The sequence below is a fragment of the Pigmentiphaga daeguensis genome (assembly GCF_039523035.1).
Classification (GTDB): domain Bacteria; phylum Pseudomonadota; class Gammaproteobacteria; order Burkholderiales; family Burkholderiaceae_B; genus Pigmentiphaga; species Pigmentiphaga daeguensis.
Window position 1 is genome coordinate 1 of record NZ_BAAAEN010000003.1, and the last position, 13,744, is coordinate 13,744.

The window sequence follows — 13,744 nt, forward strand, 5'->3', positions numbered from 1 at the left end:
ATGCCAATGATTTGTTCTTCTGTGAAACGCTTCTTCATGCTACCTCCACGGAGGCAGACTCTACATCATTACCGTACTAATCTCGGGGAGCAGGTCAGACGCCCACAGGCTGACGGCGTGGCCACCGACCACGAAATCTTGGTGTCGTCGTTCATCGTCACTCCGCTTCTGTGGCAACCAGTCGCGGCGATAGCGATGGCCGCGGCACCGCGAGCGAGCCGTTCATCCAGCTCAGGGTCTCCCAGGCGACCGCCTGCTCGAACGGGTCAGTCTCGGGCAGGCTGCAATACCCGCTGACGGCGCCGGCATCCATGCGGTGCTCCAGCACCGCGATGGCGGCATCAACGCGTCCTGCGAGGCCTTCAGGCGCGCCAGCGCGCAGTGCCGTCAGGTCGTTCACTTCCTGTTCAAGTTCCTCATCGAAGCGCATGGAATTTCCCTCGGAGAGCGAGCAACCAGGGCTCGATGTTGACGCCGAGCATGGCGTGACCGGCCGCGTTCGGATGCAGGAACGTGGGCGATGCATCCCGGAAGAACGCCGCGCCATTGGTGAGGTTGTAGGGACGCAGCTGCGACATGCGTAGGATGTCCAGCACAGGGATGGCGTAGTACTCGCACACGTTTTTCGAGGCGTCCGCGTACTGCCACAACGTCCCGTACGACGGGCCGGGGATGTCGCGCATGTGGTAATTGGGTGGCAGCGTGATCCATCGCCGCCGTGCGCCGCCTTCATGGCGCTGGCATCAGCGTCATGGTTGCCCGCGCGCCGGCCCTCGGCAATGCGGACTTCCTGCTGATCGTCAACGGCGGGCGCCACGCCGATGCGGCGTGGGACCTGGCCCGGGTCATCGGGCAGGGCTCGCGGGTCCAGCTCGAACACACAACCGCGTTTATGGGGCTGGCGTCTCGCAGCTATTCGACCGTGCAGTGGTTTCCGCCCGAAGCTGGCGGGCCCGCTGCTGGCGTGCGCGGCGTAGCTTCCATAAGAGGGCATAGCGTCGATGCCGACGCCGTAGACGCTGCAAGTCGAAATACACCGCTCCAGCATACCCAGCGGCTGATACCGCTCAGCGCACCCAGGCCTCAATCCTGGAGGCGCCCGTTCGATTCGATGCAAGCACAAGGCCAAGCGCAATGAGCAAGCCCACCAGCAGGGGCGACGTGCGTAGCACGACCAGGCGCACCAGCCGGTTGGTCTGGAGCATATGCGCCGCCAACGTGTTGATTGTTCTGGCCGTCGAGCTTTTCGAAATGGTCTTCGCCATTGAGCGCCACATCGGCTTTCTGGTCTTGGTCGCGCAAGTGCTCACAGTTTTCTATGCCCTGGTCCTGGTGGTCGGCTACGTGCCCGACCGTAAGGATAGCGGGCGCGATCCGTCCTAACCCCGACAACCCGCCCCGGTTGTCGGGGCCACATTCCAGGAGAAGACGATAGTGAGGACCATTCGCTATCCCCGCCGCCGCGGCTACATCAGCCACTACCGCGCTGGCCGCATCAATCGCCGCGAGACCAGCACGGCCTGGGCCGATCGGATGATCAAGCTCGACGGCCAGACGCGCACCGCGGCGTTTCGCCAAGGCCTCGTGGTCGCCCACGCTGCGGGCCACATGTCCGACCCCGTGGGGCGGTACGGCCGGCCCGGCACCAATACGCCCGAGTTCGATGAATATCAGGCCGGCTATGACCGCGCCCAAGAGCTGCTTGTACAGCATCCGTAGGAGCCTGCATGCACCACCAACCCACCACCATGGCAACGCACCCCATGCGTCTGTCTACCCTGACCGTGCCGCGGCACATTTACGAGAGGGCATGCGCGGCGCGCGATGCAGCCCAGCGTTTGTATGACGGTCAGACGTTGGCATTGCACCAGCGATCGATCGCCTACCTTGCTGCCAACGAAGAAATCCACCGGTTGAGACAGTTGCTTGTGGCTCACGGCATCAGCGCGCAGAAAGGAACAGAGTAATGACGCCTTCCAAAACTACTCGTGCCACAGTCGCTTCACGTCCCGATGTGCTGAGCCAAGGGCGCCGTAAGGTCGCCTGCCGTTACTACATAGCTGCCGAGCAATGCGATCAATTTTTCCGAAAGAAAAAGAGTCAGTTTGCAATGGTCTCGGAAGGCTTGGTTGGCGAGTACGTATTTTTCCAGCAAGCCCTCCACATCCCGACGATGCCGTTCAAGCATGGCGATCGCGGCGGCGAGGCGAATGCCGTTCTCATGCGGCAATTGGTTCAGTTGCCCGAGCATTTGTCGGGTCAATGGAAGATGCATTTTCCCAAGTTGGCGACTGACCTGCCCCCCCCATGGATCATCCGACGTAACTCCGACTCCATTCTCGAAATTCGCTCCTCGGTGCAACAGCACTCCCAAACTTCTGGCGGCTTGATAGGCAATAGTGCATTCGAAGAAAGCAAGTTGTCCAATCTCATCAGCGAAGGCTGCTTGACGACGTTCACGTTCTCTACGTTCAGTGCCTGCTATGTACAAGGCTACTGCGCTGGCGACAAGAGTCGCACTGGCTCCAAGAGCTTGCCAGGGCTCTCGAAGCAGATTGTCAGCCGCAGCATCCCAGTACGGGGTCCACGATACCAACCACAATGCAAGCGCCCCAAGGCGGAGCCAGTCTCCCTTTGTCAGCTGGACCATATTTTTTCCCCATCTCATTTCTCGGTCAAATCGTATTCCAGCCCCAGTGGAGTGTCAGCATGACTTCGACCGTCAGCTTCATCGTGGGAATGATCGTGGGCATGCTGTTCGGCGGCACGGTCGGCGTGGCCGCCGCCTGCATCTGCGTCGCGGCCCGCGACACGGACGACGCCCGGCCCGAGGACGACAGGGCCGACACCGCCGCGCTTGGCGCGATGCGCGGCGGCGTGACGACGAATGGGCGCCACTACCAGGCCGGTATCAGCCGGGCGTTCGTCAATTACAACCCGCTCGACGTGCTGAAGGAGCTGAGCGCGGCGATGGGCTATCACGGCGCCGTCGGTTACTGCATCGTGATGTCGGACTACATGCGCCAGCGATTGAGGGACACGATTGCGTTCCATGGCGGCGCGCTGGGGGTAGGGCGCCAGGGGGCTGACCTGCGCAAGCAAGGCGGCTACATCAATCTGGACGGACTGTTCCTTTCGCTGGTCACCGTCGGCGCCATCGCGGTGCTGGCCGTGGTCTACGGCGGGCCCTGGGCGTGGGATCTGATCAAGCCGTGGCTGCACGAGGTGACCCGATGAAGGCCGACGAGCAGGTTGCGGCGCTACTGGATGCGCTCGCCAGCGCCCCGATGAGCGCCGTAGACGGCTTAGCCAGACTTGAGGGTGGACGCAGCACTGGAGTACCGCAGTCCGGAACTTGCACAAGCGCCTTTCGCGTCGAAGCTAGACCAGACTTCACCCCAGGGAAAGTGCTCGCCCCCCAAGCTGAACGATCGACCAAGCTGCTGCGCCAACTCCATCCGAACAAAGGCGATCTCACGTTCGCTGGAAGCACGAGTTGGCCAGCCCCCGACTATCTCTGCATCGGTAATGCTTACACCAAAGTTCAACTGCTGCAACGATCCAAGGTGATAGCAAAGCGCGAAGGAGCATGGCAAACCACCGAAGCTCGCGCCGTGATAGTGGTGCCATTCGTATCCGGTGCCCATGTCCCTGTGACCTGCACGCATCGGCAACAACGTCGAGGGTACATCAGCGGCACGTGCACCTGCCCCGAGTTTCACCCCCAGGCCAGGGAACCATATGGCGCCGGTATCAGGACAAATGCGAAGGCTAGGAAGCGGGCTCTGGGATTCGTTGGTCAATGGCGAGCTCTACGAAGACTCGGTCTTGGGGTAAGCCGGCCGACTGCCAGCATGTTCGATCGTAGCACCCCTGCAAGCAGGACGGAGGTCAGATGAAGGCGGACACACCGAAGCGCATGCGGGTCCTGCCGCGCCAGCGCAAGATTTTCGGCACCAGCTACGACGTTGACGGCGAGGTCATGGCCTACACCGAAACGCAGGTGGCCGAGTTCGGCGACGCATGCTACCAGGACGGGCGCCGCGACGCGCTTGCGGCCGTCTCCCGCGCCCTGGCCACCGCTGGGGTGCCGGTAGGCCCCCACAGCTACTCGGCCGCGCAGCGCGCCGAGGATGACGCCTGGGCCGAATACCGCGCGGGACGCGGGCCGCATCCGGTGAAGCGATAGTGGCGCGCGAGACCATCCATACCGAGCTGGGCGAAGAGCTGGAACGCACGCGCTGCCGCGCGTTCTGGCCCGCCGATGACGAGTTCTACAGCCGCGTGCGCGCGGGCGGTGCGTTCAAGAGCTGGTGCAAAGCCTGCCTGATCGCCTACGACCGCGACCGCGCCCAGCGCCGGCAATCCACAGAGGTATCACGATGATCATTTTTTCTTTGCCCGCGAAGGGCGATAACCGCAGGGGGCATTCATGCGAAGCTCCCGACGCACACGACGCACAAGACCGAAAGCCGACACCGTTGGCGCCGGCGGCCAAGAACCGCTATCTGGCGACCATCCGCCGCATCCTGAACCTCGCCATGGAGTGGGAATGGATCGACCGGGTACCGAAGCTCAAGGCGTTCGAGGAACCGGACGTGCGTGTCCGCTGGGAGCCGCCGTCCGTCATCACGCACCTCATCCAGGCCATTTCACAAGACTGGCTCAAGGAGGTTGCGCTGTTCGCGGTCAGCACCGGCATGCGGGCGGACGAAATCCTGTCCCTCACGTGGTCCCAGGTTGATATCGTCCGCCGCACCGCGTGGGTTACGCACAGCGGAGCGAAATCCAAACGGGCGCGGGCCGTGCCGCTCAACGATGACGCGGTGGCGGTCTTGCGCCGCCGGCTGGGCAAGCACGACAACCTCGTGTTCACCCGGCAGGCAGCCAAGGGGCGGGAGGTGACCAAGATCAGCCAGATCGACGCGCGCATGTTCGCCCGAGCATGCAAGGCGGCCAAGATCGAAGATTTCCACTTTCACGACCTGCGGCACACCTGGGCGAGCTGGCACGTTCAGCGCGGCACGCCGCTCATGGTGCTCAAGGAGCTTGGCGGCAGGGAGCGGATCGAGATGGTGCAGAAGTACGCGCACCTGGCCACCTCGCACCTCGCCGCGCACGCAGAAAATGTCAAATTTTGGTCAAACGGCATCGCGCAAAAAGAAACGCCACCGGCGAGGGTGGCGCTAAGTGCTTGATACATAAGTGATTCTTTGGTGGGCCTCCTCGGAGTCGAACCGAGCACCAACGGATTATGAGTCCGCTGCTCTAACCAGGCATGAGCTAGAGGCCCGAGGGCGCAATTCTACACCGAGTTGCGCTCTCGGCCGGAGGACCGCTCAGATCACGTACAGATCCACGTACTCATGCACCGGCATGGCCTCCAGCGCCTGCTGGTCCAGCGACACGCCCAGGATGGTGTCCTGCTGCTTGGCCGGGAAGCGGCGGGCCAGGTTGGTCCGGAACTTGGCTTCCAGCAGCGGGATGCCGTCCTTGCGGCGACGCTTGTGGCCGATGGGGTATTCGCAGACGATTTCCTTGAGCTTCTTGCCGTCCTTGAATTCCACGGTCAGCGCGTTGGCGATGGAGCGCTTCTCGGGGTCGTGGTAGTCCTTGGTGAAGGCCGGGTCCTCGACGCAGACGATCTTGTCGCGCAACTGGTCGATGCGCGGGTCCTTCGCCACCTCGTCCTCGTAGTCGCCGGCGGTCAGGCGGCCGAACAGGATGGGCACGGCCACCATGTACTGGATGCAGTGGTCGCGGTCGGCCGGGTTGTCCAGCGGGCCCTTCTTGTCGATGATGCGGATGCAGGCCTCGTGGGTGCGGATGGTGATCTTCTTGATGTCGTCCGCGCTGCGGCCCTGCTTCTGCAACTGCTTGTGGATGTCCATCGCGCATTCGACGGCGGTCTGCGAGTGGAACTCGGCCGGGTAGGAGATCTTGAACAGCACGTTCTCCATCACGTAGCTGCCGTAGGGGCGCTGGAACTTGAAGGGCTGGCCCTTGAACAGGACGTCGTAGAAGCCCCAGGTCTTGGCGCTCAGCACCGAGGGATAGCCCATTTCGCCGGTACGCGCGATCAGCGCCAGGCGCACGGCGCGGCTGGTGGCGTCGCCGGCGGCCCAGCTCTTCCTCGAGCCGGTGTTGGGCGCGTGGCGATAGGTGCGCAGGCTCTGGCCGTCGACCCAGGCCAGGGACACGGCGTTGATCAGTTCATCGCGGGTCAGCCCCAGCATCTGGCCGACCACGGCGGTCGAGGCGACCTTGACCAGCACCACGTGGTCCAGGCCGACGCGGTTGAAGGAGTTCTCCAGCGCGATGCAGCCCTGGATTTCGTGGGCCTTGATCATGGCGGTCAGGACGTCGCGCATGGTCAGCGGTTTCTTGCCTGCGGCGACGGCCTGGCGCGACAGCCAGTCGGCCGTGGCCAGGATGCCGCCCAGGTTGTCCGAGGGATGGCCCCATTCGGCGGCCAGCCAGGTGTCGTTGAAGTCCAGCCAGCGGATCATGGCGCCGATGTTGAAGGCGGCCTGCACGGGATCGAGTTGGAACTGGGTGCCGGGCACCTTGGCGCCGTTGGGCACGACGGTGCCGGGAACGATGGGTCCGAGCAGCTTGGTGCAGGCCGGATATTCCAGCGCCTCCAGGCCGCAGCCCAGGGTGTCGATCAGGCAGTTGCGCGCGGTCTCGTAGGCCAGCTTGCTGGTGATGCGCTTTTTCAGGACGTAGTCGACGATGTCGACCAGGACCTGGTCGGGTTTGGGACGGACAGTGGAAATAGAAGACATGGGGCTCCCCCCTACGCGCTTCGCGCGCCCCCCAGGGGGCGGCACCAGCGGGCCGGCGGAGCCGGATCCGCGGTGCCCTGGATGGGCGGTTTGCGCTTTGCGGGTTTGATGGGTTGAAGGATGTTGGTTATTGCAGGAATGAAGCGGTCTTTTCTTTACTTGCGCTTGGCCAGCGGCACGAACTTGCGGTCTTCGGGGCCGGTGTAGTTGGCGCTGGGGCGGATGATCTTGTTGTCGATGCGCTGTTCGATGATGTGGGCCGACCAGCCGGCGGTGCGGGCGATCACGAACAGCGGGGTGAACATGGCGGTGGGAACGCCCATCTCGTGGTAGCTGACGGCGCTGAACCAGTCGAGGTTGGGGAACATCTTCTTGACGCTCCACATCACCGATTCCAGGCGCTCGGCGATCTCGTACAGCCGCATGTTGCCGGACTCCTTGGACAGGCGGTGGGCCACGCCCTTGATGACCTGGTTGCGCGGGTCGGATACGGTGTAGACGGGGTGGCCGAAGCCGATCACCACTTCCTTGTTCTCGACGCGGCGGCGGATGTCGGCCTCGGCCTCGTCGGCCGTCTCGTAGCGGCTCTGGACCTCGAAGGCGACTTCGTTGGCGCCGCCGTGCTTGGGTCCGCGCAGCGCGCCGATGGCGCCGGTCAGGGCCGAGTACATGTCCGAGCCCGTGCCGGCGATGACGCGGGCGGTGAAGGTGGAGGCGTTGAATTCGTGCTCGGCGTACAGGTTCAGCGAGGTGTGCATGGCCCGCACCCACGAGGCGGGCGCCGGCTTGCCGTGCAGCAGGTGCAGGAAGTGCCCGCCTATGCTGTCGTCGTCGGTATCGACGTCGATGCGCTCGCCGCGATGGCTGTAGTGGTACCAGTACAGCAGCATCGATCCCAGCGAGGCCATGAGCCGATCGGCGATGTCGCGCGCGCCGGGCAGGTTGTGGTCGTCCTTCTCGGGCAGCACGCAGCCCAGGGCCGACACGCCGGTGCGCATCACGTCCATGGGGTGGCTGGCCGCGGGCAGCCATTCCAGCGCCGCCTTCACGTTCGCGGGCAGGCCGCGCAACGCCTTCAGCTTGGTCTTGTAGGCCGCCAGTTCGTTGCGGTTGGGCAGCTTGCCGTGCACCAGCAGATAGGCGATCTCCTCGAACTCGCACTCATCGGCGATGTCCAGGATGTCATAGCCGCGATAGTGCAGGTCGTTGCCGCTGCGGCCCACCGTGCACAAGGCGGTATTGCCCGCCATCACGCCCGACAGGGCCACCGACTTCTTCGGCTTCGGCCCCGCGGCCGGCTGGTCCTTCTGATTCGATACCGTTGCGCTCATCGTCTCACTCGCTCCATTTGGCAGTTGCTACTGTTGAGATCCACCCCCTGGCAGCCTTCGGCCCTAGACCACGACACGGGGGATCCGGCTCTGCCGGTCCCCCGCCGTCGGCCCCCTGGGGGGCGCGCGTCAGCGCGTAGGGGGGGTCTACCTCTTTTTGAACAAAGCATCCAAATGCTGTTCGAACGCGTGATAGCCAATGCGATCGTACAACTCCTCGCGCGTCTGCATCATGTCGATCACGTTCTTCTGGTGCCCGTCGCGGCGGATGGCCGTGTAGACGGTTTCCGCGGCCTTGTTCATGGCGCGGAAGGCGGACAGCGGGTAGAGCACCATGGACACGTCGGCGCTGCGCAGTTCCTCCACCGTGAACAGCGGCGTCTGCCCGAACTCGGTGATGTTGGCCAGCACCGGCACCTTCACGGCGTCGACGAACTTGCGGTAGGTGGGCAGGTCGTAGGCGGCCTCGGCGAAGATGCCGTCGGCGCCCGCTTCCACGCAGGCCTGGCCGCGCTCGATGGCGGCGTCCAGCCCCTCCACCGCGATCGCGTCGGTGCGCGCCACCAGGAAGAAGTCGGGATCGGTCTTGGCATCGGCCGCCGCCTTGACGCGGTCCACCATTTCCGCGGCCGAGACGATTTCCTTGCCCGGACGGTGGCCACAGCGCTTGGCGCCGACCTGGTCCTCGATGTGGCAGGCAGCGGCGCCGGCCTTGATCAGGCTCTTGACCGAACGCGCGATGTTGAAGGCCGAGGGGCCGAAGCCGGTATCGATGTCCACCATCAGGGGCAGGTCGCACACGTCGGTGATGCGGCGCACATCGATCAGCACGTCGTCCAGCGTGTTGATGCCCAGGTCGGGCATGCCCAGCGAGCCGGCTGCCACGCCGCCGCCCGATACGTAGACGGCGCGAAAGCCCGCGCGCTTGGCCAGCAAGGCGTGGTTGGCGTTGATGGCGCCGATGATCTGCAGGGGATGTTCTTCGCGCAGCGCCTGGCGGAAGCGGGCGCCGGGCGAGGCAGGTCGTGAGGAGGTCATGGCGATGACTCGGACTAGGGAAAACTCAGCTTACTGCAAAGACCGTGCCATGCGTGGGCCAGGGCCGCCCCTTCCCCGCGCCAGGCCGCATGGCCACAGGCTTTGCCCGCGGCGTCCCAGGCGTCGACGGACTCGCCCGCCCGCCTTTGACGGCAGATTCATTTCACATTTGAAATCTATATAATCAAATCTGCAATACGGATCTTGCCATGGACCTCCCTGCCGCGCTTCCCCCCCGCTCGCAATCCCGGCCCGTCATCTGGACCATGGGCATCAGCCGCGTCTCCCGCGCCTTCGCCGAACTGGCTCCGGCATATGCCGGACAAGCCGATTTCCGCATCGTCGACGAAGGCTTCGAGACGGCGGCCCGCTCGATCAACGAGGCGGCGCGCCAGGGCCTGGTCGATGCGGTGGTCGCGGGCGGCTCGAACGGCGCCTACCTGCGCCAGCACGTGGACGTGCCGGTCATCCTGATCAAGGTCACGGGCTTCGACGTCATGCACGCCCTGACCACCGCCAGGCAGTTGTCCAGCCGCCTGGCCCTGGTCACGCACGCCTCCACCTTTCCCGAGACCGAAGCCTTCAAGCAGGCCTTCGGGCTGGACTTCCCCAGCCACAGCTACGTCACGACCGAGGACGCCGCCGCGCAGGTCAAGGCGCTCAAGCGCGCCGGACTGGAGGTCATCGTCGGCCCCGGGCTGGTTTCGGACCTGGCCGAGCAACAGGGCCTGGCCGGCGTCTTCCTTTACTCCAGCAATTCGATCCGCGTCGCAATGGAAGACGCCATCGAGGCGGCCCGGCTCGCGCGCATCGAACAGCGCCGCCGCGAATACCTGAACACGGTGCTGTCCCACCTGAACGAAGGCGTGGCCGCGGTGGACGCCGAAGGCCGCATCCAGTCGCTCAATCCGCCCATGGAGCGGCTGCTGGGCCTGCGGCGCGAACAGGCCATCGGCCAGCCGCTGGAGGAAGCCGCGCCGGCCATCTCGCTCGACGGCCCCCTGCGCCACGGGCAGAAAGAACTGGAGACCATCCAGAAGGTGCGCGACAAGGTGCTGATCCTCAACCGCATCCCCATCCTGAGCGGCGGCGAACTGCTGGGCGCGGTGGTCACGGCCCAGGATGCCCAGGCCATCCAGCGGGTGGACCGCAACCTGCGTACCGGCGCGCCGGCGCGGCCGTCGGGCACGCGCTACGACCTGGACGACCTGCTCGGCAGCTCCGGACCCATGCAGCGGGTGCGCGAGCTGGCCCGGCTGTACGCCGGCGTCAGCTCCACGGTACTGATCGAGGGCGAGAGCGGTACCGGCAAGGAGGTGCTGGCGCAGGGCATGCACCGCGCCAGCCCCCGCCGCGACTTTCCCTTCGTCGCCATCAACTGCGCGGCCTTCCCCGAACCCCTGCTGGAAAGCGAACTGTTCGGCTACGAGGAAGGCGCCTTCACCGGCGCGCGCAAGGGCGGCAAGACCGGACTGTTCGAGGCCGCCCACAACGGCACGCTGTTCCTGGACGAGATCGGCGACATGCCCCTGGCGCTGCAGGTGCGCCTGCTGCGCGTGCTGCAAGAGCGGCAGGTGCTGCCGGTAGGCGCGCTGGAACCGGTGGCGGTCAACGTACGGGTGATCGCGGCCACCCACCGCGACCTGCAAGCCATGGTGCGCGCCGGCGACTTCCGGCAGGACCTGTTCTACCGCTTGAACATCCTGCGCATCGCCATGCCGCCGCTGCGCGAGCGCGAAGGCGACATCGACGAACTGGCCGAGGAACTCTACGCCCGCGCGCAGCGGCGGCTGGGCATGGCCCGGCCCGTGCGCCTGCCGGCCTTCGTCCGATCACGGTGCGCGCAATACGCCTGGCCCGGCAACCTGCGGGAGATGGAAAACGTGCTGGAACGGGTGGCGGTATCGCATGCGGGCCGCAAGATCGGCCGCAAAGAACTGGAGCTGGAACTGGAGATCACCGTGCCCGAGCTGTACGGCGGCGCGGACGAGGCGCCCGCCGCCGGAGGCGAGGCCGCCTTCGCGCCGCTGGACGAGATCGCCCGGACCAGCCAGGCCGCCCACGCACGCCGGGTGCTGGACGCCTGCCATGGCGACCGCGCGGCGGCGTGCCGGATACTGGGCATCAGCCCCGCCACGCTGTGGCGCAAGCTGAAAGAGGCGCCGCCCGGCGCCTCGTAAGGCCTAGCAGAAGGCCTGGATGCCCGTCTGGGCGCGGCCCAGGATCAGCGCATGGATGTCGTGCGTGCCTTCGTAGGTGTTGACCACCTCGAGGTTGACGACGTGGCGGATCACGCCGAACTCGTCGGAAATCCCGTTGCCACCCAGCATGTCGCGCGCGACGCGGGCGATGTCCAGCGACTTGCCGCAGGAGTTGCGCTTCATGATGGAGGTGATCTCCACCGCAGCCGTCCCTTCGTCTTTCATCCGTCCCAGGCGCAGGCAGCCTTGCAGGCCCAGCGTGATCTCGGTCTGCATGTCGGCCAGTTTCTTCTGCACCAGTTGGTTGGCGGCCAGCGGACGGCCGAACTGCTTGCGGTCCAGCACATACTGGCGGGCGGTGTGCCAGCAGTACTCGGCGGCCCCCAGCGCGCCCCAGGCGATGCCGTAGCGTGCGGAGTTCAGGCAGGTGAACGGCCCCTTCAGGCCGGCCACGTTGGGCATGTAGTTCTCTTCCGGCACGAAGACCTCGTCCATGACGATCTCGCCGGTAATGGACGTGCGCAGGCCGACCTTGCCGTGGATGGCGGGGGCCGACAGACCCTTCCAGCCCTTCTCCAGGATGAAGCCGCGGATGTTGTCCTTACCGTCCTCGTCCTTGAGTTTGGCCCAGACCACGAACACGTCGGCAATCGGCGAGTTGGTGATCCACATCTTGGCGCCGCTCAGGCGGTAGCCGCCGTCCACCTTGGTGGCGCGGGTGACCATGGAGCCGGGATCCGAACCGTGGTTGGGCTCGGTCAGGCCGAAGCAGCCGATCAGCTCGCCGGTGGCCAGCTTGGGCAGGTATTTCTGCTTTTGCGCCTCGGTACCGAACTCATGGATGGGGACCATGACCAGCGAGGACTGCACGCTCATCATCGACCGGTAGCCGGAATCGACGCGCTCGACCTCGCGCGCGATCAGGCCGTAGCTGACGTAGTTCAGGCCGGGGCCGCCGTATTGTTCGGGAATGGTGGGCCCCAACAGGCCCAGCTCGCCCATCTCGCGGAAGATGGCGGCATCGGTGCGCTCGTTGCGGAACGACTCCAGCACGCGCGGCATCAGCTTGTCCTGGCAGTATGCCGCCGCCGCTTCCCGCACCATGCGCTCGTCGTCGGTCAGCTGCTGATCGAGCAGCAAGGGGTCGGCCCAGTTGAATTGTGCAGGCTTGTGCATAAGATTCATGTCTCGCAAGTAGTTGGGGAAACAGGAGACACCGTGTCCTCCCGGCGAATTTCCTGCAAGATATACGGATTCGAGCACCACGCCAAACGAGTTCTTTTCACTTATCTGTGCGTTTTCCGCACTTGGTAAAGTAGAGACTGACGATTCCGGGCCCCCCCTCATGCGCCGCAAGTTGCCCAGCACCGCCGCCCTGGCCGCCTTCGAGGCAGCCGCGCGCCACCAGAGCTTCACCAAGGCCGCGGCCGAACTGGCCCTGACCCAGAGCGCCGTCTGCCGCCAGATCGCCGGCCTGGAATCCTTCCTGGGCCTGAAGCTGTTCCGCCGCACCCGGCGCGGCGTCACCCTGACCCAGGCCGGCCAGACCTACGGCGAGACCGTGGCGCGCCGCCTGGACGAGGTCGAGCGCGACACCCTGGACCTGATGGCCCGGCGCGGCGAAGGCGGCGTGCTGGAACTGGCGTCCGTGCCCACCTTCGCCACCCGCTGGCTGCTGCCGCGCCTGGCCGACTTCGAACGCCACGCCCCCAACATCGTCCTGAACATCACTCCGCAAAGCCGGCCCTTCCTGTTCGAGGGCACCCCCTTCGACGCCGCCATCTACGCCGGCGACGGCCCCTGGCCGGGCACCGAGGCGGTCTTCCTGATGCCGGAGAAGCTGGTCCCCGTGTGCTCGCCCAAGCTGCTGGGCGTGCGCAAGCGCATCATGCCCGGGCAGTTCTCGGCCTACCGGCTGCTGCAGCAAAGCACCCGCCCCTACGCCTGGCGGCAATGGTTCGCCGCGCAAAACGTCAGCCATCCGCACGACCTGGGCGGGCCGCGCTACGAACTGTTCTCGATGCTGGTGGAAGCTGCCGTGCACGGCCAGGGCATCGCCCTCGTGCCACGGCTGATCGTGGAAGAAGAACTCGCATCGGGCCGGCTGATCGTCGCCTGCGAACGCGAATCGGTGCGGGACAAGAACTACTACCTGGTCCTGCCCGAGTGGAAGGCCGACCACGAACCCCTGCACCTGTTCACGCAGTGGCTGGCCGCCCAGGCGGCCCAGTACCGGGCGCAGCATGGGCTATAAAAAACCCCACCCCCTACGCCCTTCGGGCGCCCCCTCAAGGGGGCGGCGCTGGCGGACCGGCAAAGCCGGATCCGCGGCGCCCTGGATCAAAGCAGCCATGCGGTGCTCCGCACCGTTGATATCACTGGGCAG

General features: G+C 65.4%; 16 protein-coding genes and 1 tRNA gene. 9 read left to right on the forward strand and 8 right to left on the reverse strand.

The genetic code is table 11. The annotated features are described in order from the left end of the window. Positions 1-157: 157 nt before the first annotated feature. Both ABD104_RS04915 and ABD104_RS04920 read right to left on the reverse strand, forming a co-directional pair. Positions 158-430 (reverse strand): hypothetical protein, encoded by a 273-nt coding sequence (locus ABD104_RS04915; protein ID WP_343927212.1) that lies wholly within the window; start codon positions 428-430, stop codon positions 158-160. Then, a complete protein-coding gene (locus ABD104_RS04920; protein ID WP_343927213.1) occupies positions 417-683 on the reverse strand; it encodes an SGNH/GDSL hydrolase family protein in 267 nt (88 codons plus the stop codon). The genes ABD104_RS04915 and ABD104_RS04920 overlap by 14 nt, the downstream gene beginning before the upstream one ends. Before the next feature lie 451 nt (positions 684-1,134). Here ABD104_RS04920 and ABD104_RS04925 point away from each other — a divergent pair, with 451 nt between their 5' ends. From ABD104_RS04925 to ABD104_RS04935, 3 genes are read left to right on the forward strand one after another with little or no spacing between them, the layout of a single operon-like run. Continuing rightward, the gene (locus ABD104_RS04925; protein WP_343927214.1) at positions 1,135-1,383 is read left to right on the forward strand and encodes a hypothetical protein; all 249 of its coding nucleotides are present in this window, start codon (positions 1,135-1,137) and stop codon (positions 1,381-1,383) included. 51 nt (positions 1,384-1,434) lie between these two features. After that, complete coding sequence (locus ABD104_RS04930) at positions 1,435-1,719, forward strand: hypothetical protein (RefSeq protein WP_343927215.1); 285 nt, start codon at positions 1,435-1,437, stop codon at positions 1,717-1,719. An 8-nt stretch (positions 1,720-1,727) separates the two neighbouring features. Further along, entirely contained in the window at positions 1,728-1,967 is a 240-nt protein-coding gene (locus tag ABD104_RS04935; RefSeq protein ID WP_343927216.1) for a hypothetical protein, read from the forward strand. A 35-nt stretch (positions 1,968-2,002) separates the two neighbouring features. Here ABD104_RS04935 and ABD104_RS04940 read toward each other — a convergent pair whose 3' ends face one another. Beyond that, positions 2,003-2,650 (reverse strand): hypothetical protein, encoded by a 648-nt coding sequence (locus ABD104_RS04940; RefSeq protein WP_343927217.1) that lies wholly within the window; start codon positions 2,648-2,650, stop codon positions 2,003-2,005. 59 nt (positions 2,651-2,709) lie between these two features. On the opposite strand from ABD104_RS04940, the gene ABD104_RS04945 reads away from it, so the two are divergent. From ABD104_RS04945 to ABD104_RS04960, 4 genes are all read left to right on the forward strand, one after another. Beyond that, positions 2,710-3,237 (forward strand): hypothetical protein, encoded by a 528-nt coding sequence (locus ABD104_RS04945; protein WP_343927218.1) that lies wholly within the window; start codon positions 2,710-2,712, stop codon positions 3,235-3,237. A gap of 658 nt (positions 3,238-3,895) precedes the next feature. Continuing rightward, entirely contained in the window at positions 3,896-4,189 is a 294-nt protein-coding gene (locus tag ABD104_RS04950) for a hypothetical protein (protein ID WP_343927219.1), read from the forward strand. Further along, on the forward strand, positions 4,189-4,386 hold the full coding sequence (locus ABD104_RS04955; RefSeq protein ID WP_343927220.1) for a hypothetical protein: 198 nt from the start codon (positions 4,189-4,191) through the stop codon (positions 4,384-4,386). The genes ABD104_RS04950 and ABD104_RS04955 overlap by 1 nt, the downstream gene beginning before the upstream one ends. Then, positions 4,383-5,198, forward strand: coding sequence for a tyrosine-type recombinase/integrase (locus ABD104_RS04960; RefSeq protein ID WP_343927221.1), 816 nt, complete (start codon positions 4,383-4,385; stop codon positions 5,196-5,198). Before ABD104_RS04955 ends, ABD104_RS04960 begins: the two co-directional genes overlap by 4 nt. Before the next feature lie 16 nt (positions 5,199-5,214). Here ABD104_RS04960 and ABD104_RS04965 read toward each other — a convergent pair. From ABD104_RS04965 to prpB, 4 genes are all read right to left on the reverse strand, one after another. After that, positions 5,215-5,293 (reverse strand) — tRNA-Ile (locus ABD104_RS04965). A gap of 46 nt (positions 5,294-5,339) precedes the next feature. Next, positions 5,340-6,788: a bifunctional 2-methylcitrate dehydratase/aconitate hydratase gene (locus ABD104_RS04970; protein WP_343927222.1), complete on the reverse strand. Its 1,449-nt coding sequence runs from the start codon at positions 6,786-6,788 to the stop codon at positions 5,340-5,342. 155 nt (positions 6,789-6,943) lie between these two features. Continuing rightward, entirely contained in the window at positions 6,944-8,119 is a 1,176-nt protein-coding gene (gene prpC, locus ABD104_RS04975) for a bifunctional 2-methylcitrate synthase/citrate synthase (RefSeq protein WP_087840841.1), read from the reverse strand. 147 nt (positions 8,120-8,266) lie between these two features. Further along, positions 8,267-9,157, reverse strand: a complete 891-nt coding sequence (prpB, locus tag ABD104_RS04980) for a methylisocitrate lyase (protein ID WP_343927223.1) — start codon at positions 9,155-9,157, stop codon at positions 8,267-8,269. Between the two features lie 209 nt (positions 9,158-9,366). Here prpB and prpR point away from each other — a divergent pair, with 209 nt between their 5' ends. After that, positions 9,367-11,337 (forward strand): propionate catabolism operon regulatory protein PrpR, encoded by a 1,971-nt coding sequence (prpR, locus tag ABD104_RS04985; RefSeq protein WP_343927224.1) that lies wholly within the window; start codon positions 9,367-9,369, stop codon positions 11,335-11,337. Positions 11,338-11,340: 3 nt separating this feature from the next. On the opposite strand, the gene ABD104_RS04990 is transcribed toward prpR, so the two are convergent. Further along, a complete protein-coding gene (locus ABD104_RS04990) occupies positions 11,341-12,534 on the reverse strand; it encodes an acyl-CoA dehydrogenase (protein WP_279818023.1) in 1,194 nt (397 codons plus the stop codon). A 169-nt stretch (positions 12,535-12,703) separates the two neighbouring features. On the opposite strand from ABD104_RS04990, the gene ABD104_RS04995 reads away from it, so the two are divergent. Continuing rightward, entirely contained in the window at positions 12,704-13,612 is a 909-nt protein-coding gene (locus ABD104_RS04995) for a LysR family transcriptional regulator (protein ID WP_087840845.1), read from the forward strand. The last annotated feature ends 132 nt before the right edge of the window (positions 13,613-13,744 follow it).

Excerpts from the sequence above, each read along its gene's own strand:
- ABD104_RS04915 (WP_343927212.1), bottom strand. The coding sequence starts at position 430 with ATGCGCTTCGATGAGGAACTTGAACAGGAAGTGAACGACCTGACGGCA.
- ABD104_RS04920 (WP_343927213.1), bottom strand. The coding sequence starts at position 683 with ATGCGCGACATCCCCGGCCCGTCGTACGGGACGTTGTGGCAGTACGCG.
- ABD104_RS04925 (WP_343927214.1), top strand. The coding sequence starts at position 1,135 with ATGAGCAAGCCCACCAGCAGGGGCGACGTGCGTAGCACGACCAGGCGC.
- ABD104_RS04935 (WP_343927216.1), top strand. The coding sequence starts at position 1,728 with ATGCACCACCAACCCACCACCATGGCAACGCACCCCATGCGTCTGTCT.
- ABD104_RS04940 (WP_343927217.1), bottom strand. The coding sequence starts at position 2,650 with ATGGTCCAGCTGACAAAGGGAGACTGGCTCCGCCTTGGGGCGCTTGCA.
- ABD104_RS04945 (WP_343927218.1), top strand. The coding sequence starts at position 2,710 with ATGACTTCGACCGTCAGCTTCATCGTGGGAATGATCGTGGGCATGCTG.
- ABD104_RS04950 (WP_343927219.1), top strand. The coding sequence starts at position 3,896 with ATGAAGGCGGACACACCGAAGCGCATGCGGGTCCTGCCGCGCCAGCGC.
- ABD104_RS04960 (WP_343927221.1), top strand. The coding sequence starts at position 4,383 with ATGATCATTTTTTCTTTGCCCGCGAAGGGCGATAACCGCAGGGGGCAT.
- ABD104_RS04970 (WP_343927222.1), bottom strand. The coding sequence starts at position 6,788 with ATGTCTTCTATTTCCACTGTCCGTCCCAAACCCGACCAGGTCCTGGTC.
- prpC (WP_087840841.1), bottom strand. The coding sequence starts at position 8,119 with ATGAGCGCAACGGTATCGAATCAGAAGGACCAGCCGGCCGCGGGGCCG.
- prpB (WP_343927223.1), bottom strand. The coding sequence starts at position 9,157 with ATGACCTCCTCACGACCTGCCTCGCCCGGCGCCCGCTTCCGCCAGGCG.
- prpR (WP_343927224.1), top strand. The coding sequence starts at position 9,367 with ATGGACCTCCCTGCCGCGCTTCCCCCCCGCTCGCAATCCCGGCCCGTC.
- ABD104_RS04990 (WP_279818023.1), bottom strand. The coding sequence starts at position 12,534 with ATGCACAAGCCTGCACAATTCAACTGGGCCGACCCCTTGCTGCTCGAT.
- ABD104_RS04995 (WP_087840845.1), top strand. The coding sequence starts at position 12,704 with ATGCGCCGCAAGTTGCCCAGCACCGCCGCCCTGGCCGCCTTCGAGGCA.